The organism is Pseudohaliea sp. (assembly GCF_054552115.1).
The window spans coordinates 53945-78134 of sequence record NZ_JBTOLW010000005.1; the positions used below are offsets into that span (position 1 = coordinate 53945).

23 protein-coding genes and 1 tRNA gene are annotated in these 24190 nt (G+C 68.4%); 7 read left to right on the forward strand and 17 right to left on the reverse strand.

The window, feature by feature from the left end:
* Positions 1 to 36 precede the first annotated feature (36 nt).
* From xerD to ffh, 6 genes are all read right to left on the reverse strand, one after another.
* On the reverse strand, positions 37 to 954 hold the full coding sequence (xerD, locus tag ACX93N_RS04125; RefSeq protein ID WP_459427129.1) for a site-specific tyrosine recombinase XerD: 918 nt from the start codon (positions 952 to 954) through the stop codon (positions 37 to 39).
* A 44-nt stretch (positions 955 to 998) separates the two neighbouring features.
* Positions 999 to 1355: a 50S ribosomal protein L19 gene (gene rplS, locus ACX93N_RS04130; RefSeq protein ID WP_459427130.1), complete on the reverse strand. Its 357-nt coding sequence runs from the start codon at positions 1353 to 1355 to the stop codon at positions 999 to 1001.
* A 15-nt stretch (positions 1356 to 1370) separates the two neighbouring features.
* On the reverse strand, positions 1371 to 2150 hold the full coding sequence (trmD, locus tag ACX93N_RS04135; RefSeq protein WP_459427131.1) for a tRNA (guanosine(37)-N1)-methyltransferase TrmD: 780 nt from the start codon (positions 2148 to 2150) through the stop codon (positions 1371 to 1373).
* A gap of 43 nt (positions 2151 to 2193) precedes the next feature.
* Positions 2194 to 2757 (reverse strand): ribosome maturation factor RimM, encoded by a 564-nt coding sequence (rimM, locus tag ACX93N_RS04140; RefSeq protein ID WP_459427132.1) that lies wholly within the window; start codon positions 2755 to 2757, stop codon positions 2194 to 2196.
* Positions 2729 to 2998 carry a 30S ribosomal protein S16 gene (rpsP, locus tag ACX93N_RS04145; RefSeq protein WP_350034718.1) on the reverse strand — a complete coding sequence of 90 codons (270 nt, stop codon included), beginning with the start codon at positions 2996 to 2998 and terminating at the stop codon, positions 2729 to 2731. Before rpsP ends, rimM begins: the two co-directional genes overlap by 29 nt.
* 211 nt (positions 2999 to 3209) lie before the next feature.
* Complete coding sequence (ffh, locus tag ACX93N_RS04150; protein WP_459427133.1) at positions 3210 to 4604, reverse strand: signal recognition particle protein; 1395 nt, start codon at positions 4602 to 4604, stop codon at positions 3210 to 3212.
* Between the two features lie 135 nt (positions 4605 to 4739).
* Between ffh and ACX93N_RS04155 the strand changes: the two genes are divergently transcribed.
* Together ACX93N_RS04155 and ACX93N_RS04160 are read left to right on the forward strand one after the other, a co-directional pair.
* On the forward strand, positions 4740 to 5543 hold the full coding sequence (locus ACX93N_RS04155) for a cytochrome C assembly family protein (protein ID WP_459427134.1): 804 nt from the start codon (positions 4740 to 4742) through the stop codon (positions 5541 to 5543).
* Positions 5544 to 5621: 78 nt separating this feature from the next.
* Positions 5622 to 6881, forward strand: a complete 1260-nt coding sequence (locus ACX93N_RS04160; RefSeq protein WP_459427135.1) for an HlyC/CorC family transporter — start codon at positions 5622 to 5624, stop codon at positions 6879 to 6881.
* A gap of 18 nt (positions 6882 to 6899) precedes the next feature.
* On the opposite strand, the gene ACX93N_RS04165 is transcribed toward ACX93N_RS04160, so the two are convergent.
* Genes ACX93N_RS04165 through ACX93N_RS04190 form a run of 6 tightly spaced genes read right to left on the reverse strand, consistent with a single transcriptional unit; the run spans position 6900 to position 10448 of the window.
* Complete coding sequence (locus tag ACX93N_RS04165; RefSeq protein WP_459427136.1) at positions 6900 to 7094, reverse strand: DUF1289 domain-containing protein; 195 nt, start codon at positions 7092 to 7094, stop codon at positions 6900 to 6902.
* A complete protein-coding gene (locus ACX93N_RS04170) occupies positions 7091 to 7615 on the reverse strand; it encodes a gamma carbonic anhydrase family protein (protein ID WP_350034713.1) in 525 nt (174 codons plus the stop codon). Before ACX93N_RS04170 ends, ACX93N_RS04165 begins: the two co-directional genes overlap by 4 nt.
* A gap of 18 nt (positions 7616 to 7633) precedes the next feature.
* Complete coding sequence (locus ACX93N_RS04175) at positions 7634 to 7960, reverse strand: NGG1p interacting factor NIF3 (RefSeq protein WP_459427137.1); 327 nt, start codon at positions 7958 to 7960, stop codon at positions 7634 to 7636.
* 2 nt (positions 7961 to 7962) lie between these two features.
* Positions 7963 to 9060 (reverse strand): tRNA guanosine(34) transglycosylase Tgt, encoded by a 1098-nt coding sequence (gene tgt / locus ACX93N_RS04180; RefSeq protein WP_459427211.1) that lies wholly within the window; start codon positions 9058 to 9060, stop codon positions 7963 to 7965.
* A 14-nt stretch (positions 9061 to 9074) separates the two neighbouring features.
* Positions 9075 to 10139, reverse strand: coding sequence for a tRNA preQ1(34) S-adenosylmethionine ribosyltransferase-isomerase QueA (gene queA / locus ACX93N_RS04185; RefSeq protein ID WP_459427138.1), 1065 nt, complete (start codon positions 10137 to 10139; stop codon positions 9075 to 9077).
* 45 nt (positions 10140 to 10184) lie between these two features.
* On the reverse strand, positions 10185 to 10448 hold the full coding sequence (locus tag ACX93N_RS04190; RefSeq protein ID WP_459427139.1) for a hypothetical protein: 264 nt from the start codon (positions 10446 to 10448) through the stop codon (positions 10185 to 10187).
* A gap of 163 nt (positions 10449 to 10611) precedes the next feature.
* Between ACX93N_RS04190 and ACX93N_RS04195 the strand changes: the two genes are divergently transcribed.
* Positions 10612 to 10698, forward strand: a tRNA-Leu gene (locus ACX93N_RS04195).
* A gap of 351 nt (positions 10699 to 11049) precedes the next feature.
* On the opposite strand, the gene ACX93N_RS04200 is transcribed toward ACX93N_RS04195, so the two are convergent.
* Together ACX93N_RS04200 and ACX93N_RS04205 are read right to left on the reverse strand one after the other, a co-directional pair.
* Positions 11050 to 11439, reverse strand: coding sequence for a PIN domain-containing protein (locus ACX93N_RS04200; RefSeq protein ID WP_459427140.1), 390 nt, complete (start codon positions 11437 to 11439; stop codon positions 11050 to 11052).
* Positions 11426 to 11656, reverse strand: coding sequence for an AbrB/MazE/SpoVT family DNA-binding domain-containing protein (locus ACX93N_RS04205; RefSeq protein ID WP_459427141.1), 231 nt, complete (start codon positions 11654 to 11656; stop codon positions 11426 to 11428). The genes ACX93N_RS04200 and ACX93N_RS04205 overlap by 14 nt, the downstream gene beginning before the upstream one ends.
* A gap of 640 nt (positions 11657 to 12296) precedes the next feature.
* Here ACX93N_RS04205 and ACX93N_RS04210 point away from each other — a divergent pair.
* Together ACX93N_RS04210 and ACX93N_RS04215 are read left to right on the forward strand one after the other, a co-directional pair.
* Positions 12297 to 12710 carry a hypothetical protein gene (locus ACX93N_RS04210; RefSeq protein ID WP_459427142.1) on the forward strand — a complete coding sequence of 138 codons (414 nt, stop codon included), beginning with the start codon at positions 12297 to 12299 and terminating at the stop codon, positions 12708 to 12710.
* A gap of 135 nt (positions 12711 to 12845) precedes the next feature.
* Positions 12846 to 15560: a M1 family metallopeptidase gene (locus ACX93N_RS04215; protein WP_459427143.1), complete on the forward strand. Its 2715-nt coding sequence runs from the start codon at positions 12846 to 12848 to the stop codon at positions 15558 to 15560.
* 1 nt (position 15561) lies between these two features.
* On the opposite strand, the gene ACX93N_RS04220 is transcribed toward ACX93N_RS04215, so the two are convergent.
* The 3 genes from ACX93N_RS04220 to ACX93N_RS04230 all read right to left on the reverse strand — a co-directional run bounded on the left by ACX93N_RS04220 (position 15562) and on the right by ACX93N_RS04230 (position 19745).
* Entirely contained in the window at positions 15562 to 16362 is an 801-nt protein-coding gene (locus ACX93N_RS04220) for an SIR2 family NAD-dependent protein deacylase (protein ID WP_459427144.1), read from the reverse strand.
* A gap of 1 nt (position 16363) precedes the next feature.
* Positions 16364 to 18646 carry an NADP-dependent malic enzyme gene (locus tag ACX93N_RS04225; protein WP_459427145.1) on the reverse strand — a complete coding sequence of 761 codons (2283 nt, stop codon included), beginning with the start codon at positions 18644 to 18646 and terminating at the stop codon, positions 16364 to 16366.
* 91 nt (positions 18647 to 18737) lie between these two features.
* Positions 18738 to 19745, reverse strand: a complete 1008-nt coding sequence (locus ACX93N_RS04230; protein WP_459427146.1) for a metal-dependent hydrolase — start codon at positions 19743 to 19745, stop codon at positions 18738 to 18740.
* 132 nt (positions 19746 to 19877) lie between these two features.
* Here ACX93N_RS04230 and ACX93N_RS04235 point away from each other — a divergent pair, with 132 nt between their 5' ends.
* Both ACX93N_RS04235 and ACX93N_RS04240 read left to right on the forward strand, forming a co-directional pair.
* Positions 19878 to 21719, forward strand: a complete 1842-nt coding sequence (locus ACX93N_RS04235; RefSeq protein WP_459427147.1) for a DUF885 domain-containing protein — start codon at positions 19878 to 19880, stop codon at positions 21717 to 21719.
* Between the two features lie 34 nt (positions 21720 to 21753).
* Positions 21754 to 24186 carry an acylase gene (locus tag ACX93N_RS04240; RefSeq protein WP_459427148.1) on the forward strand — a complete coding sequence of 811 codons (2433 nt, stop codon included), beginning with the start codon at positions 21754 to 21756 and terminating at the stop codon, positions 24184 to 24186.
* Positions 24187 to 24190 lie beyond the last annotated feature (4 nt).

A 24190-nucleotide genomic window follows, 5' to 3' on the forward strand; every position in this document is an offset into this window, starting at 1 on the left:
CAGCGCGCCGCGCGCCGCGTTCAACACGGTACCCGCTCAGCCTCGCGGGTGGTGCTCTGCATGCAGGTCCTGCATGCGCTGGCGGGCCACGTGCGTGTAGATCTGCGTGGTAGTCAGGTCGCTGTGGCCCAGCAGCATCTGCACGACCCGCAGGTCGGCCCCGTGGTTAAGCAGGTGCGTTGCGAAGGCGTGCCGCAGCGTGTGCGGCGAGAGCGGCTTACCGATACCCGCATTGCGCGCATGCATTTTAATACGATACCAGAAGGTCTGGCGAGTCATCTGCCGCCCGCGGCGGCTCGGGAAGACCACGTCACTCGGCATTCCGCGCGTCAGTTCCGACCGCGGGCCGGCGAGGTAGCGCTGCAGCATGCGCAGGGCGGGGTCGCCCATGGGTACCAGGCGCTCCTTGCCACCCTTGCCGAAAACGCGCAGCACACCCTGGTTGAGGCTGACCTGCGCCAGTTGCAGGGAGGTGAGCTCCGAGACGCGCAGGCCGCAGGCATAGAGCAATTCGAGCATGGTGCGGTCGCGAAAGCCCAGGGGATCCTCCAGGTCCGGCGCCGAGAGCAGCCGCTCGACATCGGCCTCGGAGAGGGACTTGGGGAGCGGGCGCCCCAGGCGCGGGCTCTCCACGTCGAGGGTGGGGTCGACGGTGAGCCGTCCCTCGCGGAGCTGGTAGCGGTAGAAGCCGCGCAGGCAGGACATGACCCGGGCGGTGGACCGGGGCGACTGGCCGGCGGCCAGGCGGGCGCCGAGGTAGCGCTGGAGCTGTTCCCGGGTGGCCTTGAGCAGGGTGCTGCCGAGCTCCCGGCCAAGGAAGCCATCGAACTGGCGCAGGTCGCGCCGGTAGGCGTCGAGGGTGTGGTCGGCGAGCCCCCTCTCGATCCAGAGCGCGTCGATGTAGCGCTCGATCTCGGGGTGGGTAGCCGGTGAACTGTCGTCTGCAGGGGCCATGCGCGGCAGCTTAAACCGCTACCGCGCAGCCCGGAAGCCGTGCCTCAGGAGGACAGCTTCTCCTTGATGCGCGCGGACTTGCCGGAACGCTCGCGCAGGTAGTAGAGCTTGGCCTGGCGCACGTCGCCGCGGCGCTTGACCGCAATGCTGTCGAGCAGCTTGCTGTAGGTCTGGAAGGTACGCTCGACGCCGATGCCGTGAGAGACCTTGCGCACGGTGAACGCGGAGTTGAGGCCGCGGTTGCGCTTGCCGATGACAACACCCTCGAAAGCCTGCAGGCGCTCCCGGTTGCCCTCCTTCACCTTGACCTGGACGACGACCGTATCGCCGGGGTTGAACTCCGGCAGGTCCTTGTCCATCTGCTCGGCGTCGAGCTGGGAGATAATGGAATTGGTGCTCATGGGGCACTCCTCAAGTCATTCCAGGGCGCTGCCGCCCTGTCCGTTGTCGATCCCGTGCTCGCGGCAGTACTCCGCGAGCAGTTGTTCCTCTTCCGGGCCCAGGGCCCGGCCCTCGAGCAGATCCGGGCGACGCTCCCGCGTCCGGCCCAGGGCCTGCTTGAGGCGCCAGCGGCGGATCCGTTCGTGGTCCCCGCTGAGCAGTAGCTCCGGCACCCGCCGGCCCTCGAACTCCTCGGGCCGCGTGTACTGCGGATAATCCAACAGCCCCTCCGCGAAGGAATCCTCCGCCGCCGAGTCCGCGTGGCCGAGCGTCCCCGGCAGCAGCCGCGCCACGGCGTCAATCACGACCATGGCCGGCAGCTCGCCGCCGCTCAGCACGTAATCGCCGATGGACAGCTCCTCGTCCACCTCGCTCTCGAGGAGGCGCTCGTCCACCCCCTCGTAGCGCCCGGCCAGCAGCACCAGCGACGGCTCCGCTGCCAGGGCCTGTACCCGGGCGTGGTCCAGGCGCCGCCCCTGGGGCGACAGGTAGACCACGCGCGGCGGTGCCCCCCCGGCCGCCGCCTGCTCCCGCGCGGCATGAATGGCCTGCCGCAGCGGATCCACCTTCATCAGCATCCCCGGGCCGCCGCCGTAGGGGCGATCGTCCACGGTGCGGTGCCGGTCATGGGTGAATTCCCGCGGATCCACCGTCGTTACCGCGAGCCCGCCCTGGGCCACCGCGCGGCCGGTCACACCGTACGCGGTGACCGCCTCGAACATCCCCGGGAACAGGGTCACCACCGCGATGTGCACCGCTTCCTCCCAGGGGCCCGGGCTTACGCCTCGCCCGGGTCAGTCAGAGCTCCGGGAACCAGTCCACGGTGAGGCGCCCCACGGCCAGGTCGACGTCTTTCACCACGTCGCCCGGCAGGTACGGCACCAGGCGCTCCCGGTCGTCGATGCTGCCGGGGCTTGCCCGCACCACGAGCACATCGTTGGCCCCGGTCTCGATCAGGTAGGCGACGCGACCGAGCAACTGCTCGCCCGCCGTTTCGCCCTCCTGGCCAAGGCACCACACCTCGAGACCCTCGAGCTGGTGCCAGTAATACTCGCCGTCCCCGAGGGGCGGCAGGGCGGCCTCGCGCACGAGGATGTCAAGGCCCCGCAGCGCTTCCGCCGCTGTGCGGTCATCGACCCCCGCGAGATGCACCAGGAGTCCGCGGCCCTGGCGGCGCCCGGCGTCGATGACCACCGGCTCCGGCCCCTCGCGCCCCCCAAGCCACCAGGCGGGGAAGTCGAGCAGGCTTTCTGCCCGGTCGGTGTACGGATGGACCCGTACCCAACCCTTGATTCCGTAGCAGCCGGTGATACGTCCGGCTGTCAGCAGGCCTTCAGGCGGCAGCGCTGTCCGCGGCGTCATCGGCCGGCTTTTCCGCGAGGAGCTTGGCGACGCGCTCGGAGAGCTGCGCGCCCTGCCCCTGCCAGTAAGCGATGCGCTCGCGGTCGATGCGCAGGCGCTCTTCCTGGCCGCGGGCGACGGGGTTGTAGAAACCCACGCGCTCGATGAAGCGGCCGTCGCGGGCGTTGCGGCGGTCGGTGACCGTCACGTGGTAGAACGGACGCTTCTTGGCGCCCGACCTGGAAAGTCGAATTGTTACCATCTGCCTGAATATCCCTTGATCGTCACGTGATCGTCGCGGTAACACCGGGTGTTCTGCCGGCGGGCCCACAGCTACTCGACAGCGCGGGCCAGCCCGCTGCCGGAAAGGTCGCGTATCATACGGAAATCACCCGCCCCTGAAAAGCCCCTCAGCCGGGATTTTTCAACACTGGCACGGTGTTAGGAAATCGCGCGCAGCGCCCGGGCCCGCGCTAGCGAAAGGGCATGCCCCCGCCGCCGGGACCGCCGGGGCCACCACCGCCCGGCCCCGTCATGCCGCCGAGGCCGCGCATCATCTTCTGCATGCCGCCGCCCTTCATCTTCTTCACCATCTTCTGCATCTGCTTGTGCTGCTTGAGCAGGCGGTTCAGATCCTGCACCTGGGTGCCGGAGCCCCGGGTGATGCGGCGCTTGCGGCTGCCCTGGATGAGGTCCGGGTTGCGCCGCTCCTTCGGGGTCATGGAATTGATCATGGCCTCCATGCGGGCGAAGAGCTTCGGATCGATCGCCTGCTGCGCCGCCTGGGCCATGTTTCCCATGCCCGGCATCTTGTCGAGCATGGCCGCCATGCCACCCATGCTGTTCATCTGCTGCAGCTGGTCGCGGAAATCCTCGAGGTCGAACTTCTTGCCCTTCTTGACCTTCTTCGCGAGTTTCTCGGCCTTCGCCTTGTCGACCTTCTGCTCGGCCTCCTCGATAAGCGACAGGATGTCGCCCATGCCGAGAATGCGCGAGGCGAGCCGGTCCGGATGGAAGGGGTCCAGCGCCGCCGTCTTCTCGCCGACGCCCAGGAACTTGATCGGCTTGCCGGTCACGGTGCGCACGGACAGCGCCGCACCGCCGCGGGTGTCGGCATCCACCTTGGTGAGTATTACGCCGGTGAGCGGCAGCGCATCACCGAAAGCCCTGGCCGTGTTCGCCGCGTCCTGGCCGGTCATGGCGTCGACCACGAACAGCGTTTCCACCGGCTCGAGTTCCCGCTCCAGCTCGGCGATCTCCGCCATCATCGCCTCGTCCACGGCCAGGCGGCCGGCGGTGTCGACGATGAGCACGTCGGCAAAGCTGATGCGCGCCTTCTCGAGCGCCGCCTGGGCGATGGCCACCGGTTTCTGCGTCTCGTCGCTGGGGAAGAAGTCCACCCCGACTTCGCCGGCGAGGGTCTCGAGCTGGCGGATGGCCGCGGGGCGGTAGACGTCCGCGCTCACCACCATCACCTTCTTCTTGTCGCGCTCCTTGAGCAGCTTTGCGAGCTTCGCCGCGGAAGTGGTCTTGCCCGCGCCCTGCAGGCCGGCGAGCAGGATGACCGCCGGCGGCCGCGTGGCGAGGTCGAGGCCCTCGTTGGCGCCGCCCATGACCTGCTCGAGCTCCGCCTGGACGATCTTCAGGAAGGCCTGGCCCGGGCTCAGGCTGGCCATGACTTCCTGGCCGAGGGCCCGCGTCTTCACGGACTCCACGAACTGCTTGACCACCGGCAGGGCGACGTCGGCCTCGAGGAGGGCCATGCGCACCTCGCGGAGCGTGCCCTGGATATTGTCCTCCGTCAGCCGGGCCTTGCCGGTAATGCTGCGCAGGCTCTGGGTGAGGCGGTCTGAAAGGCTCTCGAACATGCTTGGAATCCATGGGCACCGCGGCGGTGCTATCGCTGGCCGCGCGGCGGTGGCGGCCCCTGTCTATTGATTGTCCCGGGACAACCCGGTACAAAGGCGCGAGTATACGTGACCCGGGTTGCCGCCCCAACCTCCATGCCCATTGCCTTTATCGCTGTCGTTGCCGCCCTCCTTTACCTCGCGGCAGCCGGCCTGCAGTTGACCCACATGGCCCAGCGGCGGCAGCGCCTCTCCCGGGCGGTGCTGGCCATGGCCGTCGCGGCTCTCATCGGCCACGCCATGGTGACCTGGGACGCGCTGAATACCGACCAGGGGGTTTCCTTCGGTTTCTACCGCGCACTGTCCCTCTCGTTCCTGGCGGTGAACATCGCCTGCGTGGCCGCCCTCCTCAAGCGCCCGCTGCAGAACCTGCTGATCGGTCTCTTTCCGCTCTCTGCCCTGGCCATCGTGGTGGCGACGCTGGGCCCGGAGACGGCACACGCCCGCAGCGACCTGTCGCCGGGCATCCTGCTGCACATAGGCAGCTCCATCCTCGCCTACTCCATCCTCACGCTCGCCGCGGCCCAGGCGGCGCTGGTCGCCGTACAGGACCGGCAACTGCGCCGGCGCAACATGCACGGTATCGCCCGGTCGCTGCCACCGCTGCAGCTGATGGAGAGAATGCTCTTCGAGCTGATCTGGATCGGCGTGATCGCACTGACCGTAGCCATCGGCAGCGGGATGATCTTCATGGACAACATGTTCGCCCAGCACCTGGTGCACAAGACCATCCTCTCCATGGTCGCCTGGGTGGTCTTTTCCGTGCTGCTCTGGGGGCGCTACCAGCTCGGCTGGCGGGCGCAGACGGCGGTGCGCTTCACCCTGGCGGGCTTCGCGCTCCTCATCCTGGCGTTCTTTGGTTCGAAGCTCGTGCTCGAACTCATTCTTCACGTCGAGTAGGCCAGCGGGGCGGGTTGCCGCTACTTTCGTTTTTCTTCAAGATACTTTGTTGATGGCAACCCGGAGTCAACGTCACTCTTGAACGAGGCACCGCTGGGTCTCCTCTTCTCGGTTCTCGCTGCCCTCATCCTCCTCTCCGGTTTCTTCTCCGGTTCGGAGACGGGCATGATGTCCCTGAATCGCTACCGCCTGAAACACCTGCGCAGCCAGGACCACCGCGGCGCCCGCCGCGCGAGCACCCTGCTCGAGCGCCCGGACCGGCTCATCGGCCTGATCCTTATCGGCAACAACCTGGTGAACATCGCCGCCTCGGCCATCGCCACGGTGATCGCCATCCGCCTCTACGGCGACGCCGGCATCGTCATAGCGACCTTCCTGCTGACCCTGGTGATCCTGATCTTCGCGGAAATCACCCCGAAGACCATCGCCGCGCTGCACCCGGAGCGCGTCGCCTTCCCCGCAAGCGTGATCCTGCTGCCGCTGCTGAAGGTGCTCTACCCGCTGGTCATGGCGGTAAACACCGTGACCAACGGGCTCCTGCGCCTGCTCGGCGTGGACCCCAGCAAGGGCGGTGACGAGCATGTTTCCACGGAGGAACTGCGCACCATCGTCACGGAGGCCGGTGCGCTGATCCCGCAGCGCCACCGCGGCATGCTGGTGAACATCCTCGACCTCGAGGCGATCACCGTGGACGACATCATGGTGCCGCGCACCGAAGTCTACGGCATCGATCTCGACGATGACGACGACGCCATCCTCGCCGCCATCCAGAACAGCACGCACACGCTGCTGCCGGTATGGCGCGATGACATCAACAACGTGACCGGCGTGCTGCACCTGCGCAACGCGGGCCGCGTACTCACGGACGGCCGCCTCGACCGCGCCGCGTTCGAGCGCGAGATGGACAAGCCCTACTTCATCCCCGAGAGCACCCCCCTGCACACGCAGCTGCTCAACTTCCAGAAACAGAAACGCCGCCTGGCCATCGTCGTGGACGAGTACGGTGACGTGATGGGCCTCGTGGCCCTGGCGGACATCCTCGAGGAGATCGTCGGCGAGTTCACCTCGAACCTCTCGGACACGGACGACGAGATCTTCCCGCAGCGCGACGGCAGCTTCCTGATCACCGGCACGGCGAGCGTGCGCGACATCAACAAGGCCCTGGACTGGGAGCTGCCCACGGATGGCCCCAAGACCCTGAGCGGGCTGGTGCTGGAATACCTGGAGTCCTTCCCGGACGGCGCCGTGGGCCTCACCGTGGATCGCTACCGCCTGGAGATCCTCGAACTCGGCGGCAACATCGTGCGCACGGTGCGGGCACGCCCCGAGACCGCCTAGGCCGGCCGCGCAGGCGGCCTAGAGCAGGCGGACCGGGCTGTCGGCCTGGCGCCGCTCTTCGCAGCGGGCGAGGATGTCCTGCTTCTCCTTCGCACTGGCCATCCACCAGTCGGTGATTTCCTGGGCGCTGCGATAGCAGCCCAGGCAGATGTCATTGGCGTCCAGCGCGCACACGGAGATGCAGGGGGACGCGGGCTCGCCGAGGTCGCTCATGCCAGGGCCTCCAGGTCTTCCGAAAATCGTTTCGCGTTGCCCACGTAATGGTCCGCGTTGTGGGCGAGGGCCAGCTGCTGCTCCGGCGACAGCGTCTTCTTCACCTTCGCCGGCGAGCCGAGTACCAGGCTGCCGTCGGGAATCTCCGTGCCCTCGGTGACCAGCGCGCCGGCACCCACGAGACAGCCGCGACCGATGCGGGCCCCGTTGAGGACCACGGCGCCGATACCGATCAGGCTGCCGTCACCGACGCGGCAGCCGTGCAGCATCGCGTTGTGGCCGACGGTGACATTGGCGCCCACGTGCACCGGGTACCCCGGATCCGCGTGGATGACCGTGCCGTCCTGGATATTGCTGCCCTCGCCGATCTCGATAGCTTCCACGTCGCCGCGCAGCACGCAGGAAAACCAGACGCTGGCGTTTGCACGCAGGGTGACGCGGCCGATCACCGCCGCGTTCGGGGCGATGTAATGGCCTCCGCCTAGAAGCCGGGGCGTGCTGTCGCCGAGGCGGTACTGCATGGTCACTCTCCTCGCTGCTCAGAGCGCATCGATGTCATCGTTGGCCAGCGCCACCAGGTCCCAGGCCGGCTCCTCGTAGGGGTGCGCATCATACAGGGCGGCCACGGCCGCGCGCACCACCTGGTCGGCGCAAACCAGCTCCACGCGGTATTCCTCTACCTGCTCGATGGCCCCCTGGCTGCCGATGAAGGGCTGGCTCCCGGCCAGCGGCCGGAACTGGCCCCGGCCGGCCACCTGCCAGCAGCAGCTGTCATAGTCGCCGATGCGCCCGGCGCCGGTCGCAAACACCGCTTCCTTCACGGCCTCGAGGTGGGACGCAGGGACGTAGAAACAGAGCTTGTACACGGTCAGTCCTCCTGCGATGCGTAGTACGCGCGGGCGAAGGCCTCCAGTTCACCGCGCTCGATGGCGGCGCGGATACCCTGCATGTGGCGCTGGTAGTAGTGAATATTGTGCAGCGTATTGAGCTGAGCACCGAGAATCTCGTTGCAGCGCTCCAGGTGGTGCAGGTAGGCACGGGAGAAGTTGGCGCAGGTATAGCAGTCGCAATGCGGGTCCAGCGGCCCCGTATCGGCACGATGGCGCGCGTTGCGGATCTTGACCTGGCCGACGGAGGTAAACAGGTTGCCGTTGCGCGCGTTGCGCGTCGGCATGACGCAGTCGAACATGTCGATGCCGCGGCGCACCCCCTCGATCAGGTCTCCCGGCGTGCCCACGCCCATGAGGTAGCGCGGCGTATCGGCGGGGAGCGCCGGGCCGAGCTCCTCGAGCACGGCGAGCATCTCGGCCTTCGGCTCGCCGACGGACAGGCCGCCGATGGCGTAGCCGTCGAAGCCGGTGGCCGTCAGGCCGGCGAGGGACTCGCGGCGCAGGTCCGGGTACATGCCGCCCTGGACGATGCCGAAGAGCGCCGCGGGGCTGTCGCCGTGGGCGTCGCGGCTGCGCTGCGCCCAGCGCAGGGACAGCTGCATGGAGGCCGCGGCCTCGTCCCGGGTCGCCGGGTACGGGGTGCAGTCGTCGAAGATCATCACCACGTCGCTGCCGAGGGCCCGCTGCACCGCCATGGAGGTCTCCGGGTCGAGAAAGACCTTGTCGCCGTTTACGGGCGAGCGGAAAGAGACCCCGGCCTCGGTAATCCTGCGCATGGCGCCGAGGCTGAACACCTGGAAGCCGCCGGAGTCGGTGAGGATCGGCCCCTGCCAGCCCATGAAGTCATGCAGGTCGCCGTGCGCGGCGATGATCTCCGTCCCCGGGCGCAGCCAGAGATGAAAAGTATTGCCGAGGATGATCTCGGCACCGGTGGCGACGACATCCCGCGGCAGCATCCCCTTGACGGTGCCGTAGGTGCCGACCGGCATGAAGGCCGGTGTTTCCACCGTGCCGCGGGGAAAGTGCAGGCGCCCGCGGCGGGCTTCGCCATCGGACCCGAAGCGCTCGAAGCGCAGGTGGCAGGCCGCCCTCACCCGGCCTCCCGCGCGCCGGCGCAGGGCGTGAGGAACATGGCGTCGCCGTAGCTGAAAAAGCGGTAGCGCTCCGCCACCGCAGCTTCGTAGGCGGCGAGCACCGTCTCCCGGCCGGCGAAGGCGCTGACCAGCATGAGCAGCGTCGATTCCGGCAGGTGGAAGTTGGTCACCATGGCGTCGACGCAGCGGAAGCGGTAACCGGGGTAGATGAACAGGCGTGTGTCCCCGCGGTAAGGGGCGAACTCGCCGTTGGCCGCGGCCGTCTCCAGGCTGCGCACCGCCGTCGTACCGACCGCCACTACGCGGCCGCCACGGTTGCGGGCCGCGGCGATGGCGGCACAAGCGTCCTCGCCCACCTCGAGGTATTCGGCGTGCATCACATGGTCCTCGATCGCCTCGGCGCGCACCGGCTGAAAAGTGCCGGCGCCGACGTGGAGGGTCACCTCCGCGCGCGCGATACCGCGCTCGTCCAGCGCCGCGAACAGCGCCTCGTCGAAGTGCAGGCCGGCGGTCGGCGCCGCCACGGAGCCGTCGCGGCTCGCATACACCGTCTGGTAGCGCTCGCGGTCGGCGGCATCGTCCGCGCGCTCGATATAGGGCGGCAGGGGCATATGCCCCAGCTCGGCGAGCAGTTGCGTCACCGGCTTGCCGGGGGCGGCCACCCGGTACAGGTCGCCCTCCCGGCCGAGCACCTCGAGGCACTCGCCGCCGGGCTCGGCATCCCGGTCCGCGGCGAGGTGAATGACTGTGCCGGCCGCGGACGGTTTGCTCGCCCGCAGGTGCACGAGCGCCTCGTCGTCACCGCGCAGCCGCTCGACCAGCACCTCCACGCGCCCGCCCGTGCCCTTGCGACCCCAGAGCCGGGCCGGCAGCACGCGGGTGTTGTTGAAGACCAGGAGGTCCTCCGGCTGCAGCAGCGACGGCAGGTCCCGGAACTGCCGGTGCACAAGAGTGCCGCTTGTGCCATCGAGGCACAGCAGACGGCTCGCCGCGCGGTCCGCAAGGGGCCGTTGCGCGATGAGTTCCTCCGGCAGGTGGTAGCTGAAGTCGTCGCGTTGCATTTGCCGCGCTGCAGGGGGCGGGGCCCCGGGGCCCCGGAGCGCCGCTTACCCGGCGTCGTCTTCGGCGGACGCTTCCCCGGCCGCAGCCTCTGCGCCTTCGTCGGCAGCCGCTTCTTCTTCGGCAGCTTCCGGCTCCTCAGGCTCCGGCTGCTTCACCGCCGGTGCCGTGATCAGGCCCTCGGCCAGCAGGATGGCGACCTTCTCGTCACCGTTCACCGGCTTGCGCTCCGCATTCTCGACGGCGTAGCGGTCGTCGCGGCGCTGGTAGATGCGGTACTCGTCGGTCTTCTTGATCAGCTTCATGCCCATGGCAGTCTCCTTTCGCGTTCATGGCCCCTAGCGGGGCGTTACTCGGATCGGGCGCGAAGGATACCGGGAAAGCGCTGGGAGGTTAAGCACCGCGGCAGCCAGCCGCGCGTGTACATTGCGCCGCGGGGCCCCGTTGCTATAATCCCGCGCCTCCCCCTTCCCTGCCGGAGTGGTGGAATTGGTAGACACAGGGGACTCAAAATCCCCCGCCCGAAAGGGTTTACCGGTTCGAGTCCGGTCTCCGGTACCACTAATTCGTTTTATCCATACTTTACAGAGAGTTAAGCGTAGGCTCCCCCAACAATTCCTCCGAAAAGGGTCGCGATTTCAACCCACTGCTGCAAAACGGCCCCCTCCACCCATTACCGCCCCATAAATTCGTCGATAAGACCGATTATGGCCGAGAACTCCAATCCTGCGCGGGGCTAATACACGGGGTACGTACAGCTGGGCCGCTGCGAAAGTCGCCCTTTGGTCGGGTTTGTGTCGGGAGTGCTCGGGCTCCGGGCGGGCTAGCGCCGCCAGGAGCTCGTTCGTCTGGCCTGTGTAGAGGCCATAGCGCCGATTTTGGGCGACACAGTCAGCCAAATTGGCGAGGAGGCTAACTCAGGCGCCGCTCAAGTTTTCCCAGGTCCTTGTCGAAGCTAGCGTATCCAACGCCCTGTGCGTGAGCAGTAGCGAGAACCAGGGCGTCGACGAAGTCTACGCGACTGTCGCTGTACCACTGCAGCGCCATTCGCGCTGCAGTAGCGTCATGAGTCGCAATGCCCTTGAAAGCCAACAGCGCATCAAGACTGTCAGCGACCTCCGGACGCGGGACTTTGTAGAGCTTTTCCAGAACGTAAACGCACTCCGCGAGAACGGCTTGCGGCACAAAGAGATCACGCTCTCCGTCTACCGCCGGATCGATAATCTTTCGCGCCTTGGTAGACAGGCTTTTGTGATCATCCAGCAAGTAACGGAGGATGACGTTTGCATCAACGACGGTCATGCTTTTCCGCGACAGCGCTCGCCCACGCATCCTTCTCGGCGCTATGTTTGGCACTATCAGCATACGCGGCCAGGCGGCCAGCCATTGGGCGCACCGGCTCGATTCGCACCCCATCAGCATCAGCGACGATTCTCACAACATCACTGCCGAGTTGCTCCCTGATCTTTCGAGGAAGCGTAATCTGACCTTTGCTTGATATCTTTGCCGTGGCTTCCATTTTCTAAGAAGTAAAGCGATATTAATATTGTCGAATACTAGCAGAATGCCAGAACAAACCACAGGAGCTTGTTACATCACTTTTGCTTCCGTGGCCTTCCCCCATGCCGGCACCAGCACGGGCTGTCCCGCTCCCGGCGCTGCTTTCTTGATTTCCCTATGCAGTTTGCGAAGCGCAGCATCCGAAAGTTCTCCTGCCAGCTTCGGCATCGATGCAGCCTCCCCGAGGAGTCTCCTCGCGCTACGGCGAGTCAGGTCCAAAGGTTTTGGTGCCCCACAGGCTCCCCCATCTGTACCCGCTATAGGTGACAACAGCCGACACAGGCTTACAACAGGAAAATATCATAACCGTATGTATATATTGAGGTTTTGCAACTTGTCGCAACGCGTTACAACAGCAAATCGGGGCGGGTCTCCGGTACCAGCTGCGCCTCGACGCCGCGCCCCCTGAATTCCGGGCCCTGAAACCGTGCCGCCCCGCCCATCGCGTGCTGAACCGCGACCGCGTCAGAGGCCCGGCCAGCAACCGGGTGCCTATGCGGAAGCGCGGCACGGTTGCCGGGAACCCGCCGAAGAGCCAGGCTCTTGACGCCTTGCAGCAAACAACGGGATAAATGGGCGGGCAGGCAGGGGGAGTTGCCATGGCTCACGCGATCGTCCGACAAGGCTTCCTTCTCATCACGCTGGCGTTGATCGCGGGTCTGTTCATACCCGCGATGGCCGTCCCACGGCTCGGCTTGTCGGCGCATACGGTAGGGGTGATGGGCGGCATGCTGCTGATCGCCGTGGGCGCTGTCTGGTCGCATTTCGAGCTCAGCGAGACGCAGCGAAGATGGCTGCATACTCTCTGGCTCAGCTCAAGCTACCTGAACTGGCTCGCCTGCCTCGCGGCCGCACTCCTTGGCACGGGCAGGACAACGCCTCTCGCCTCCGCCGGTGCTGTCGGTGGCGCGCTGGAGGAGGCGCTGGTCGCGATCCTCTTCGCCACGGTAGCGCTGGTTTCCTTCAGCGCTTGCGGCCTGTCCCTCTGGGGGCTGCGGAACCCGGGCCGGTAACCGCGTTCCGCCCGCATGATCCCTTCGCTGCGAACTTCGGGCCGTGCAGGGAACGGGAAGCACCGCCTCCACGCCGGGGCCTCCCGGTTTCCCGTGATACCCTCGGGTTCCACCCACGCTGCAGCGACTCCCATCATGCTCCGCGCCCTCGCCCTGCTCCTCTTGCTCGACATGGTACTGTGCGCCTCCGCGCTGCCCGCGGCAGCGGCGGCTGCCGGGCCGGCCACGGCGGCCGATGACGCACTCCTTGCCGAGGCGCCCCGCGGCAGGCTGCCCGCGGGCGTCACGCCCCGCGCCTACCGGCTGGACCTTACCGTCGATCCCCGGCAGTCCGGTTTCGGTGGCAACGTAGCCATCGACGTGGAACTGGCGGCACCCGCCGACCGGATCTGGCTTCACGGGCAGGACCTCGTGGTCAACGAACTGACGGCCGTCACTGCCGCTGGGAACACCGTGAGGGGCAGCTATCGCGAGATGGCAGAGCCCGGCGTTTCCGTTGCCCTCTTCGAGGAAACGCTGCCGGCCGGCAAGGCCACGCTGAGAATCGCCTACGCCGGCGCCTTCGACCGTAACCTGGCGGGCCTGTTCAAGGTGGAGGAACAGGGTCGCCCCTACGTGTTGGCGAAGTCGGAATCGATCCAGGCCCGCTCCTATCTACCCGGCTTCGACGAGCCCGGCCTCAAGGCAACTTTCGATATCAGCCTGACCATCCCCCGGGGCTTCGAAGCCATCGGCAACGAACCGGTGGTCGCGCGGGAACCGGCCGGCGACGGCATGGAGCGGGTTCGCTTCGCGACCACGCGCCCCATGCCCACCTACCTCCTTTCCCTGGCCGTCGGCCCCTTCGACATCGTCGAGCGCCCGCCGCTGGCGGCAAACCCCGTGCGCAAGGACGCCGTGCCCCTGCGCGGCGTCTCCCGCGCCGGTCGCGGCGGCGCCATGAACTACGTGCTTGATGTGACTCCGCGGATGCTCGAGATCTTCGAGGAACAGCTGCGGCGCCCCTACCCTTTCCGCAAGCTCGACATCGTCGCCGCACCCCAGTGGCCCAGCGGCGCCACGGAACTGTCTGCCGCCATCACCTACCGGGAGCAGCGCATCCTGGTGGGCGACCACCCGGCGCCGGGCGCACGGCTCTCGCTCCTCGGCGTACATGCCCACGAACTCGCGCACATGTGGTTCGGCAACCTGGTCACGCCGCCCTGGTGGGACGACCTCTGGCTCAAGGAGGGCTTCGCCACCTGGGCCACGCCGCTGGTCCTCACGATTCTCGAGCCGGAGGGCGGCCACGACTTGAACGGCGCGGCCCGGGCCATCCGTGCCATGCGCCTGGACTCGCTCGCGAGCACCCGGGCGATCCGCGAGCCGATCGAAGACAACAACGATATCCGCAATGCCTACGACGCCATCACCTACGCCAAGAGCCTCGGCGTGATCCACATGGTGGACCAGTACTTCGGCCCCGACCGCTTCCGCCCGGCCCTCGGCCGCTACGTCGCCAGCTACGCCGACGGCGTCGCCGACTCGGCGGATTTCTACCGGGTCATCGGCGAGGAGACCGGTGAGCCCGGGCTGACGGAAACCTTTCGCTCCTTCGTGGAGCAGACCGGGGTACCCGTGATTGATGCCCGCGTGGAGTGTACCGGCGGTGAGGGACCGGTCGTGCACCTGCGACAATCCCGCTACCGGCCGCTCGGATCCAGGATCGATGACGCGGACAAGCTCTGGACGATCCCGGTCTGCCTGGACAGCGGCGGCCCGCGCCAGTGCCTGCTCATGCAGGGCCGGAAGGAAACGGTAGCGCTGGAAGCCGCGACCTGCCCGGAGCGGCTGCTGCCGAACGCCGGCGGCAGCGGCTACTATCGCTGGACGCTCGACAGCGAGTACTGGTGGAACGAACTGCTGGACGACCTCGACGACCCCGCCGCCCTGACCGGCGTCGAGGCCATGTCCCTCATCGACAGCGCTTTCGCGGCGTTCGAGGCGGGCGGCCTGGAGCCGCCCATGCTCCTCAACGTGGTCGGCGGATCATCCGCCGCAGGGGAGCGGCAGGTGCTGACCATGCCCCTGCCCTACCTTGCGGACTATCGCAACGCTTATTTCGACCAGCGCGCCCGCGAGGCCATCGCCATACTCGGGCGGCGCCTCTACCAGCCAGTACTGGACCGCACCGCCGGCAGCGACGACCCCGAAGAGCAGCTCCTGCACAGCGAGCTGCTCGCTTTCCTCGCGCGGGTTGCGGAAGATCCCGCCGCGCGGCGCCGGCTGGCCGGGATGGCGCACGCCTTCACGGGCTTCGGCGCAAAACGCGAGACAGGTGCGCTACCAAGCGATCTCTATGAAGCGGCGCTCGCGGTGGCGGTGCAGGACTCGGGAGCCGCCTTCGTGGATCACCTCGTGGACTTCCGACAGCAACTGGACGACCCGCTGTTCGAGGCCGCGAGCGCCACGGCGCTAGGCACGATACGCGATGCGGCACTGCTCGACCGTGTCCACGACCTGGCACTGAGTGAAGCACTCGGTCCCCGCGAGACCTTCGGGCTCATTACCGCGGCCCTCGCGGAGCCCGCGCTGCGGGACGCGCACTGGCGCTGGCTGCGGGACAACTTCAGCGCCGTGGTGAAAGCGATACCGGGTCAGTGGCGCCGGCGCACACCCCGTTTTGCAGCCCCTTTCTGCAGTGAGCGTCGCCTCGGCGAGCTTCGGGCCCTGTTTGCGACCCACGCCGACCGGGTGCCCGGGTATGAGCGGGCGCTGGCGCAGAGCGAGGAGAGCATCGCGCTGTGCATCGCGCTGGCGCCAAGGGGGAAGGCCTTCGGCGAGGCGATCGCCGCCTGGGCCGGGAACTGAATCAGGGCGCGGCGAGGACCGGTATGACGTCTTCGGCCCTGCCGGGGATCGAGCGCACGCCGGCGGGTGCGTCACCGGAAGGGTCGATGGACCAGCAGGCCCGGCGCGCCGCGCGGGAGTCCTCGACGATCCAGTCGGTAATGCCGACAGAAAAGGAGGTGCCCACGAAGAGCACGAGGTCGGCCGTGGGCAGGTAGGCCAGCACGCGCTCGAAGCCGTAGTCCGGGTGGCTTTGGTAGTGCTCGTCGAACCAGAGCACGTGGGGACGCAGCAGACCCTCGCCGCACTGCGGGCAGCGCGGCAACTGCGCGCGGGAACCGGCATCGCGGAAGGCCTCGAAGGCACTCGCCTCGAAGTCCAGGGTACCAAAGGCACCCTCCGGGCAGCGCGGCGCCGAGCAACGCACCTTGCGCGCCTTGCCGTGGATCTCCACCAGGGCGCGGGAGCCGGCACGGTGGTGCAGACCATCGATGTTCTGCGTGACCAGCAGGCTGCGTGCCCCGCGGGCCTCCAGCGCGTCCTCGAGGGCCGCGAGGGCCCGGTGCGCCGGATTCGGCTCGGCGCCGGCAACGCGGTCGAAGCGGGCCAGGTACCAGGCCCAGGCATCCGCCGGGTCCCGGCGGAAGTGGCCGAGGGTAGCCTTTTCCATGATCTCGTTTTTCCAGACGGCACCGGGATCCGAGCCGCGGAACGTGTCGATGCCGGACGCCAGGGATACCCCGGCACCGGTCACGAAGAGCACCGCCCGGGCACGGCCCAGCGCCCCCGCGAGTTCGTCGACCGCTGCCGCCGCCCCGCTCATCTCAGGCGTAGTGGGAGACGGCCGTACCGGCGAGCGCGGAGATGTTGAGCAGCCCCCGGGCGGTGATGGACGGGGTGACGATATGCACCGTGTTGTCCATGCCCATGAGGATCGGCCCGACCTCCAGCGCGCCGGCGCGCATCTTGAGGATATTGCGCACGCCGGAGGCGGCGTCGCCATTGGCAAACACGAGCACGTTGGCCGGGCCCTTGAGCCGCGAGTGCGGGAAGATGCGGCTGCGCAGTTCCGGGTCCAGGGCGGCGTCCGTGTGCATCTCCCCCTCGAAGTCGAAGTCCGGCTCGCGCAGTGAAAGCAGCTCCATGGCCGCGCGCATGCGCCGGCCGGAATCGATGTCGAGGTTGCCGAACTGGGAGTGGGAGCACAGCGCGATGTTCGGCTTGAGGCCGAAGCGGCGCACGTGGCGCGCGGCGCCGATCACCGTTTCGCAGATCTCCTCCGGCGTCGGCTCCGGGTGCACGTGCGTGTCGGCAATGAACAGCGGCTCGTCTTCCATGATCATCAGCGACAGGGCGCCCACGGCGTGACGGCCATCCCGGGCGAGCACCTGGCGAATGTAGTTGAGGTGCCAGAGGTACTGCCCGAAGGTGCCGCAGATCATGCAGTCGGCGTCGCCCAGGTGCACCATGATCGCGGCAATGGCCGTGGTGTTGGTGCGCATGATCACCCTGGCCAGGTCCGGGGTGACGCCGCGGCGCGCCATCAGCGAGAGGTAGGTCTCCCAGTAGGTGCGGTAGCGCGGGTCGTTTGCCGGGTCGACGATGTCGAAGTCCTCGCCGGGGCGCATGGTCAGGCCGGCGCGCTCGCAGCCGCGAAGGATGACCTCTGGACGGCCGATGAGGATCGGCCGGTCGGTCATCTCCTCGCTGATGGACTGGGCCGCGCGGAGCACGCGCTCGTCCTCGCCCTCGGCGAAGACGATGCGGCGCTCCGACTGCGCGGCCGCCGCGAAAACGGGCCGCATGAGCATCGCCGAACGGAACACGGAACTGTCGAGACGCGTCTTGTAGGCCTCGAAGTCCTCCACGGGGCGGGTGGCGACACCGGATTCCATCGCCGCCCGGGCTACCGCCGTGGCGACCACCCCCATGAGGCGCGGATCGAAGGGTTTCGGGATAAGGTAGTCGGGGCCGAAGACCAGCTGTTCGCCCTGGTAGGCAGCGGCCGCCTCGGCACTGGTCGTGGCGCGCGCGAGCGCTGCGATGCCGTCGATACAGGCGAGCTGCATGGCGTCGTTGATCTCGGTGGCACCCACGTCCAGCGCACCGCGGAAGATGAAGGGGAAGCAGAGAACGTTGTTCACCTGGTTCGGGTAGTCGGAGCGGCCCGTGGCGATGATGGCGTCCGGCGCCACCTCGCGGACCAGGTCCGGCATGATCTCCGGCACCGGGTTGGCCAGGGCGAAAACGATGGGACGCCCGGCCATGCGCCCGACCAGTTCGGCGTCGAGCACGCCGGGGCCGGACAGGCCCAGGAACAGGTCGGCGCCATCGATCACGTCGGCGAGGCCGCGCGCCGCCGTCGGCTGGGCAAAGGCGGCCTTCTGCGGGTTCATGTCCTCGCTGCGGCCCTCGTAAACAACGCCGTGGAGATCGACCAGCCAGATATTTTCCCGGCGAACGCCGAGCTTGAGCAGCATGTTCAGGCAGGCGATGCCCGCCGCCCCGCCGCCGGTGGAGACGACCTTGATGTCCTCGAAGCGCTTGCCGGCGATGCGCAGGGCGTTGGTCGCCGCCGCGCAGACGACGATGGCCGTGCCGTGCTGGTCGTCATGGAAGACCGGGATATTCATGCGCTCGCGGCACCGCTTCTCGACCACGAAGCAGTCCGGCGCCTTGATGTCCTCGAGATTCACCGCGCCGAAGGAAGGCTCCATGGCGCAGATGATGTCGGCGAGGCGCTCCGGGTCCGCTTCGTTGAGCTCGATGTCGAAGCAGTCGATGTTGGCGAATTTCTTGAAGAGGACCGCCTTGCCCTCCATCACGGGCTTCGAGGCGAGGGCGCCGATGTTACCGAGGCCGAGCACGGCACTGCCGTTGCTCACCACCGCCACCAGGTTCCCGCGGGCGGTGTAGTCGGCAGCCCGCTTCTCGTCGGCCCGTATTTCCAGGCAGGCCTCGGCAACGCCGGGGGAATAGGCGCGCGCCAGGTCCTGGCCGTTGGCCAGGGGCTTGGTCGCGCGGATCTCCAGCTTCCCCGGCTTGGGGTAGCGGTGGTAGCGGAGCGCCGCCTCGCGGGCGGCGTGGCGGCTCTTGTCGTCGTCCATGGCGCTTCAGTTCCGGAAGAAGTCGGTCAGTTCAAAAACATCAGTCAGTTCAAAAGACTGTCGAGTATAAAGCAAGGGAGCGGCCGGGCGTTCAACAGCCCGGTGCCCGGAGCAGGCGCCAGAGGCGCGGCAGTGCCGACCGCGGATCGCCCCGGTGCACCTCGTAGCTGGCGTGGGCCCCGGGCTCCGCGGAGCGGTCGAGCGCGAGGCTCCAGAGCGGGTCGATCTCGTTCGGCACCAGCGAGTAGCGGATATCGGCGACCCGGGCCGCGCCCGGTACGGCCAGCGCGACGTAACCGGCACTGAACCAGCGGAAGCGCGCGACGTCCCGCGCCTGCTGCGAAGCCGGGTCCAGCCAGGGCAGGTCCCTCGGGAGGTCGAGTACGGGAATCGACTCGCCGGGGCATTGCAGGGGCGCCCAGCCGGTGCGGACAGCGTCCACGAAGAAGCGCCCTTCGGCGCGGTAAATGGTCTTCCATAGCAGGATGTTGGCGAAGCTGGGCTTGGCCTCGACCCGTCCCGGCGCATGACCGCGCTCCCGGGCCAGGGCCTCGCCCAGCGCGCGGGCCTCCTCGCGCTGGAAGAGCCCGAGGCCGAGGTAGGCGAGCGCCCAGCACAGGCCGGCGGCCGCGAGGGCCCGGCGCCCGGTCACGGCCGCAAGGAGGACCGCCAGCGCCAGTGGCAGGGAGAACAGCGGGTCGATGATGGAGACCACGTTCCAGGCAATCCGCACATCGGAAAAGGGCCAGAACAGCTGCGTGCCATAGGTGGTGCAGGCGTCGAGGGGCGCGTGGGTGGCGTAGCCGAGGGTACAGCAAAGCCAGGTCGTCAGCGGGGAGAGACCGCGGCGGCGGCCGATGAGCGGATGCAGCAGGAGGGCACAGGCAGCGCCACCGAAGGGGATGATCACCAGGGAATGGGTGAACTGGCGGTGGTACTCGAGGAACAGGAGCGGATCCTCGCTGGAGCGGACCAGCACGTCGAGGTCCGGCGTCATCGCGGCGAGGAAGCCCAGCAGCCCGGCCGTTGCAGCGCCGGCGCGGCGCTGCGCGGCCTGCGGCAGGGCCGCGCCGGCGAGTCCCTGGGTCAGCGGATCCATCTGCGCTCCTCTGCGGGCGGTACAACGGGCCGCGCCGGCCCACGGGGGCCGCCATTGTAGTCGAGGGCGGCCACCGCTGGACAGCCGCTTCAAAACCCGCAGAATGCGCAGTTTTCGCGGCCGGAGCTACCCATGCGCGCCCTTCCGATCACTGTCTCCCTCGCCTTCCTCCTGTCCCTGGTCCTCGCCGCCGCCACGCAGGCGGGACCCGCCGATGCCACCCGCGCCCTGCACGACTGGCTCGACGGGCAGTACGAGGAGGAACTGGCCCTGTCGCCGGAGTCGCTGACGCGGCTCGGGCGCAAGGAACGCTACGGCGAGCTCGATGATTACAGCGCCGCGGCGGAAGACCGGTACCTGCAGTGGTTCCGGGACAGCGTCGAGAGCATGCAGGCGCGCTTCGACCGCGACGCCCTGAGCGCGGAAGGCCAGCTCTCCTGGGATCTGTGGCAGTGGCGCCTTCAGCGCCTGGAGGAAGAACTTGCCTACAGCGACCACGACTATGTGTTCACCCAGATCAGCGCCCCGCAGGCCGACCTGCCTCAGCTCATGATCAACTACCACGCGGTGGACACGCGCGCCGACATGGACGCCTACGTGCAGCGGCTGCGCGCCATCGGCCCGGCGCTCCGGCAACTCCTTGCCCGGGCAGAGGCCGCGGCGGCCCGCGGCATCCGCCCGCCCCGCTTCGCCTATGACAGTGTCATCACACAGGCCAGGGATGTCATCAGCGGCCATCCCTTCGATGACAGCGGCGACCCCTCGGCACTCTGGGCCGACGCGGACGGCAAGATCGAGGCCCTGGCCCAGGCCGGGGTCATCAGCGCAGCCGAGGCGGTGGACCTGCGCGCCGAGGCCCTCGCGGCCCTGCGCGGCCCGCTCAGTGCCGGCTACCGGGCCGTCATCGCCTGGCTGGAAGAGGACCGTGCGAATGCCAGGGCAGCGGCGGAGGGTGTGCATGCGCTGCCGGACGGCGAGGCCTGGTACGCGCAACGGCTTCGCTACAACACGACTACGAACCTCTCCGCGGCGGAGATCCACGCGCTGGGTCTTTCGGAGGTAGCACGCATCCAGGGGGCGATGCGCGACATCATGCGGAAAGTGGGTTTCGAGGGCAGCCTGCAGGACTTCTTCCGCTTCGTGCGCGAGGCGGACCGCTTCTACTACGCCGACACGGCCGCCGGCCGCCGCGCCTACATCGAGGAAACGCAGCACTACCTCGAGCTCATCGAGGCGCGCCTGCCGGACCTCTTCGGCACGCTGCCGGCCATGCCGCTGGTGGTCAAGCGGGTCGAGGCCTTCCGCGAGGAGGACGGCGGGGCCGCCTTCTACGAGGAGGGCACGCCGGACGGCAGCCGTCCCGGCGTCTACTACATGCATCTCTCGGACATGCGCGCCATGAACCGCACGGACCTGCAGACCACGGCCTACCACGAGGGCAACCCGGGCCACCACATGCAGATCGCCCTCGCTCTCGAGAACGAGGGACTGCCGCAATTCCGTCGTAACGAGTGGTACTCCGCCTACGGCGAGGGCTGGGCCCTCTATGCGGAGCAGGTCGCGGCAGAGCTCGGGCTCTTCTCCGACCCCTACTATGACTTCGGCCGGCTGAACTCCGAGCTCTTCCGCGCCATCCGCCTGGTGGTCGATACGGGACTGCACAGCAAGGGGTGGAGTGAAGAGCGCGCGGTCCGGTACATGCTCGACAACTCTGCCATCCCCGCGCCGAAGGTGCGCTCGGAGATCCGCCGCTACCTGGTGTGGCCGGGGCAGGCCACCTCCTACAAGGTCGGCATGCTCAAGCTCCTCGAACTGCGCGAGCGCGCCCGCGACACCCTGGGTGATCGCTTCGACCTGCGCGCCTGGCACGACCTGGTGCTCACAGGCGGCGCCCTGCCCCTGGAGCTGCTGGCGCGGCGGGTGGAGGCCTGGATCACGGCCGAGAACGGGGAAGCCAGCGAAGACAGCCGGTGATAGGCTATCGGCGTCCGAGGAAGGAGACTGCCCCATGAGCCACCCGCTTCGTCTGGCCCGCCGGCTCGCCCCCGCCTGCGCCCTCGTCCTGGCTGCCTGCCAGGGCGCCCCCCCCGCTGACAACGGCTACCGTGCGGAGCTGATCCGCACCAGCCACGGCGTCGCCCACATCACCGCCGACGACTTCGGCAGCCTGGGCTATGGTGAGGGCTATGCGGCGGCGGAGGACCACGGCTGCCTGATCGCCCGCGGGCTGGTCCAGGCGCGCGGGGAGCTCGCCCGCTATTTCGGGCCCGGCGACGGCCAGCGCAACGTGGTGGCCGACAGCGTTGTTCGCGCCCTGGGCGTTCCGGCCCAGGCGCGGGCCGCCTTCGCCGCGGAAGACAGCACCAACCGGGAATGGCTCACCGGCTATACCGCCGGTTACAACCGCTACCTGCGCGAACAGGGCGATGATGCCCCGGGCAGTTGGTGCGCGGGAGCGGCCTGGGTACGCACCGCCGTGCCGGAGGATTTCATGGCGCGGATGGTCCTGCTGGCGCAGACGCTGCCGCGCATGGCCGGCGCCCTCGCCGCCGCGCAGCCGCCGGAAACGGGCAGCAGCGCGTCGATCGAGCCGGCGCTGGTCCGCGAGGCGGTAGCTGCCATGCGCCTCGACGGCCTCGGCTCCAATGCCTGGGCCCTTGGCAGCGAACGGACGGAGAACGGGCGCGGCCTGTTGCTGGCCAACCCCCACTACCCCTGGTACGGCGGCAACCGGTTCTGGGAGAAGCACCTGACCATCCCGGGGACCCTCGACGTGTACGGCGCCCACCTCCTCGGCGCGCCCGGCGTGGCCATCGGCTTCAACCGCGGCGTCGCCTGGTCGCACACGGTGTCGGACAGCGAGCGCGTGGTGCTCTACCAGCTGGACCTGGTACCCGGAGAACCGACCCGCTACTTTCTCGACGGCGAGCCACGGTCCATGGTTTCGCGCACCGTCACCGTGCCCGTGCTTGGCGAGGACGGCACCCTGGCGGACGTCGAGCGCAGGCTATGGTTCAGCCACCTCGGCCCGGTCCTCACCATGCCCGGCATGCCCTGGACCGAAAGCGTCGCGTTCACTGCCCGGGACGCCAACGCCGCTAACACGCACCTCCTGTCCCAGTGGCGCGCCATGAACCTGGCCACCGACCTCGACGCGTTCATCGAGGCGCACCGGCGCTGGAACGCCATGCCCTGGGTGAACACGATGGCGGCGAGCGCCGACGGTCGCGCCCTCTACCTCGACAACTCCACCGTGGGGAACCTGAGCGAGGAGGCCATCGACCTCTGGCAGGAGCGCCTGGCCAGCGACCCGCGCACAGCCAACCTCTACGCCGAACGCGGCATGATCCTGCTCGACGGCAGCGACAGCCGCTTCGCCTGGGTGGAGGTGCCCGGGACACCGGTGCCCGGCACCGTCCCCTTCGAGCAGCGGCCCCGCCTCGAACGCCGCGACTACATCTTCAATGCCAACGACAGCTACTGGCTCACGCAGCCGGCGGCGCCGCTTACCGGCTACTCGCCTCTCTACGGCCCGGAGGCCACGGCGCGCAGCCTGCGCACGCGCATGAACGTGCAGCTGCTCGACCCGGACAGCCCCTACGGCTACGCCGGCGATGACGGCCGCTTCAACCGCCGGGAGGTCCGGGAAGCGCTGTTCTCCAACCGCAGCCTGGCCGCCGAGCTGCTCAAGGACCGGCTCCTGGATGCCTGCCGCGCAGCGACCGTGGTGAGCATCGATGGCGAGGAGCGCGACCTTCGCCCCGCCTGTGACGCCATCGCCGCCTTCAATGGGCATTTCGACGAGGACAGCCGCGGAGCGATTCTCTTCCGCGAGTGGCTGACGCGCTACGACTACGCCGAACACTTCGATGCCGGCAGTCTCTTCGCCGAGCCTTTCGACGCGGCGCGCCCGGTGGCCACGCCGGCCGGCCTCGCCGACGAGGCGCTGGCCCTCGAGCATCTCGCGGCCGCCGTGAACGTACTCGAAGCCGCAGGGCTGCCCCTGGATGCGCCGCTCGGGGCGGCGCAGGCGGCCTACCGCGCGGACCGCCGCATCCCCGTCCATGGCGGCAACCGCTACGAGGGCGTCGCCAATCTGCAGGTCTCCGCGAAGCCCGGCGAGCCGATGCTTCCCGGCGATCTCGACCATCCCAACGGCGGCCTCGACACCACGCCGGTGGCCGACTCGCGCCTGCTGACGGCCTCGGGCTATCCCATCGTGCACGGCAGCAGTTTCATCCTCACGCTCGCCTTTGAGGAGGACGGGCCGGCGGGAGAGGCGCTGCTGACCTACAGCCAGTCGGGCGACCCCGCGTCGCCCTGGTTCAGTGACCAGACGGAGCTGTACCGGCAGAAGCGCTGGCGGCCGGTGCTCTTCGAGCGCGAAGCCGTAGAGGCCGACAGCCAGTCGCGCAGGGTGCTCCGGGGGCCGCGGGAATAACGGC

Bases quoted from the DNA above. Each gene is read 5' to 3' on its own strand.
- ACX93N_RS04210 (WP_459427142.1), top strand. From the start codon at position 12,297: ATGGCTCACGCGATCGTCCGACAAGGCTTCCTTCTCATCACGCTGGCG.
- rimM (WP_459427132.1), bottom strand. From the start codon at position 2,757: ATGACGCCGCGGACAGCGCTGCCGCCTGAAGGCCTGCTGACAGCCGGA.
- ACX93N_RS04230 (WP_459427146.1), bottom strand. From the start codon at position 19,745: ATGGATCCGCTGACCCAGGGACTCGCCGGCGCGGCCCTGCCGCAGGCC.
- ffh (WP_459427133.1), bottom strand. From the start codon at position 4,604: ATGTTCGAGAGCCTTTCAGACCGCCTCACCCAGAGCCTGCGCAGCATT.
- rplS (WP_459427130.1), bottom strand. From the start codon at position 1,355: ATGAGCACCAATTCCATTATCTCCCAGCTCGACGCCGAGCAGATGGAC.
- ACX93N_RS04225 (WP_459427145.1), bottom strand. From the start codon at position 18,646: ATGGACGACGACAAGAGCCGCCACGCCGCCCGCGAGGCGGCGCTCCGC.
- ACX93N_RS04155 (WP_459427134.1), top strand. From the start codon at position 4,740: ATGCCCATTGCCTTTATCGCTGTCGTTGCCGCCCTCCTTTACCTCGCG.
- ACX93N_RS04215 (WP_459427143.1), top strand. From the start codon at position 12,846: ATGCTCCGCGCCCTCGCCCTGCTCCTCTTGCTCGACATGGTACTGTGC.
- ACX93N_RS04240 (WP_459427148.1), top strand. From the start codon at position 21,754: ATGAGCCACCCGCTTCGTCTGGCCCGCCGGCTCGCCCCCGCCTGCGCC.
- ACX93N_RS04200 (WP_459427140.1), bottom strand. From the start codon at position 11,439: ATGACCGTCGTTGATGCAAACGTCATCCTCCGTTACTTGCTGGATGAT.
- xerD (WP_459427129.1), bottom strand. From the start codon at position 954: ATGGCCCCTGCAGACGACAGTTCACCGGCTACCCACCCCGAGATCGAG.
- ACX93N_RS04220 (WP_459427144.1), bottom strand. From the start codon at position 16,362: ATGAGCGGGGCGGCGGCAGCGGTCGACGAACTCGCGGGGGCGCTGGGC.
- ACX93N_RS04190 (WP_459427139.1), bottom strand. From the start codon at position 10,448: ATGGGCATGAAGCTGATCAAGAAGACCGACGAGTACCGCATCTACCAG.
- ACX93N_RS04205 (WP_459427141.1), bottom strand. From the start codon at position 11,656: ATGGAAGCCACGGCAAAGATATCAAGCAAAGGTCAGATTACGCTTCCT.
- queA (WP_459427138.1), bottom strand. From the start codon at position 10,139: ATGCAACGCGACGACTTCAGCTACCACCTGCCGGAGGAACTCATCGCG.
- rpsP (WP_350034718.1), bottom strand. From the start codon at position 2,998: ATGGTAACAATTCGACTTTCCAGGTCGGGCGCCAAGAAGCGTCCGTTC.
- ACX93N_RS04170 (WP_350034713.1), bottom strand. From the start codon at position 7,615: ATGCAGTACCGCCTCGGCGACAGCACGCCCCGGCTTCTAGGCGGAGGC.
- ACX93N_RS04165 (WP_459427136.1), bottom strand. From the start codon at position 7,094: ATGAGCGACCTCGGCGAGCCCGCGTCCCCCTGCATCTCCGTGTGCGCG.
- ACX93N_RS04235 (WP_459427147.1), top strand. From the start codon at position 19,878: ATGCGCGCCCTTCCGATCACTGTCTCCCTCGCCTTCCTCCTGTCCCTG.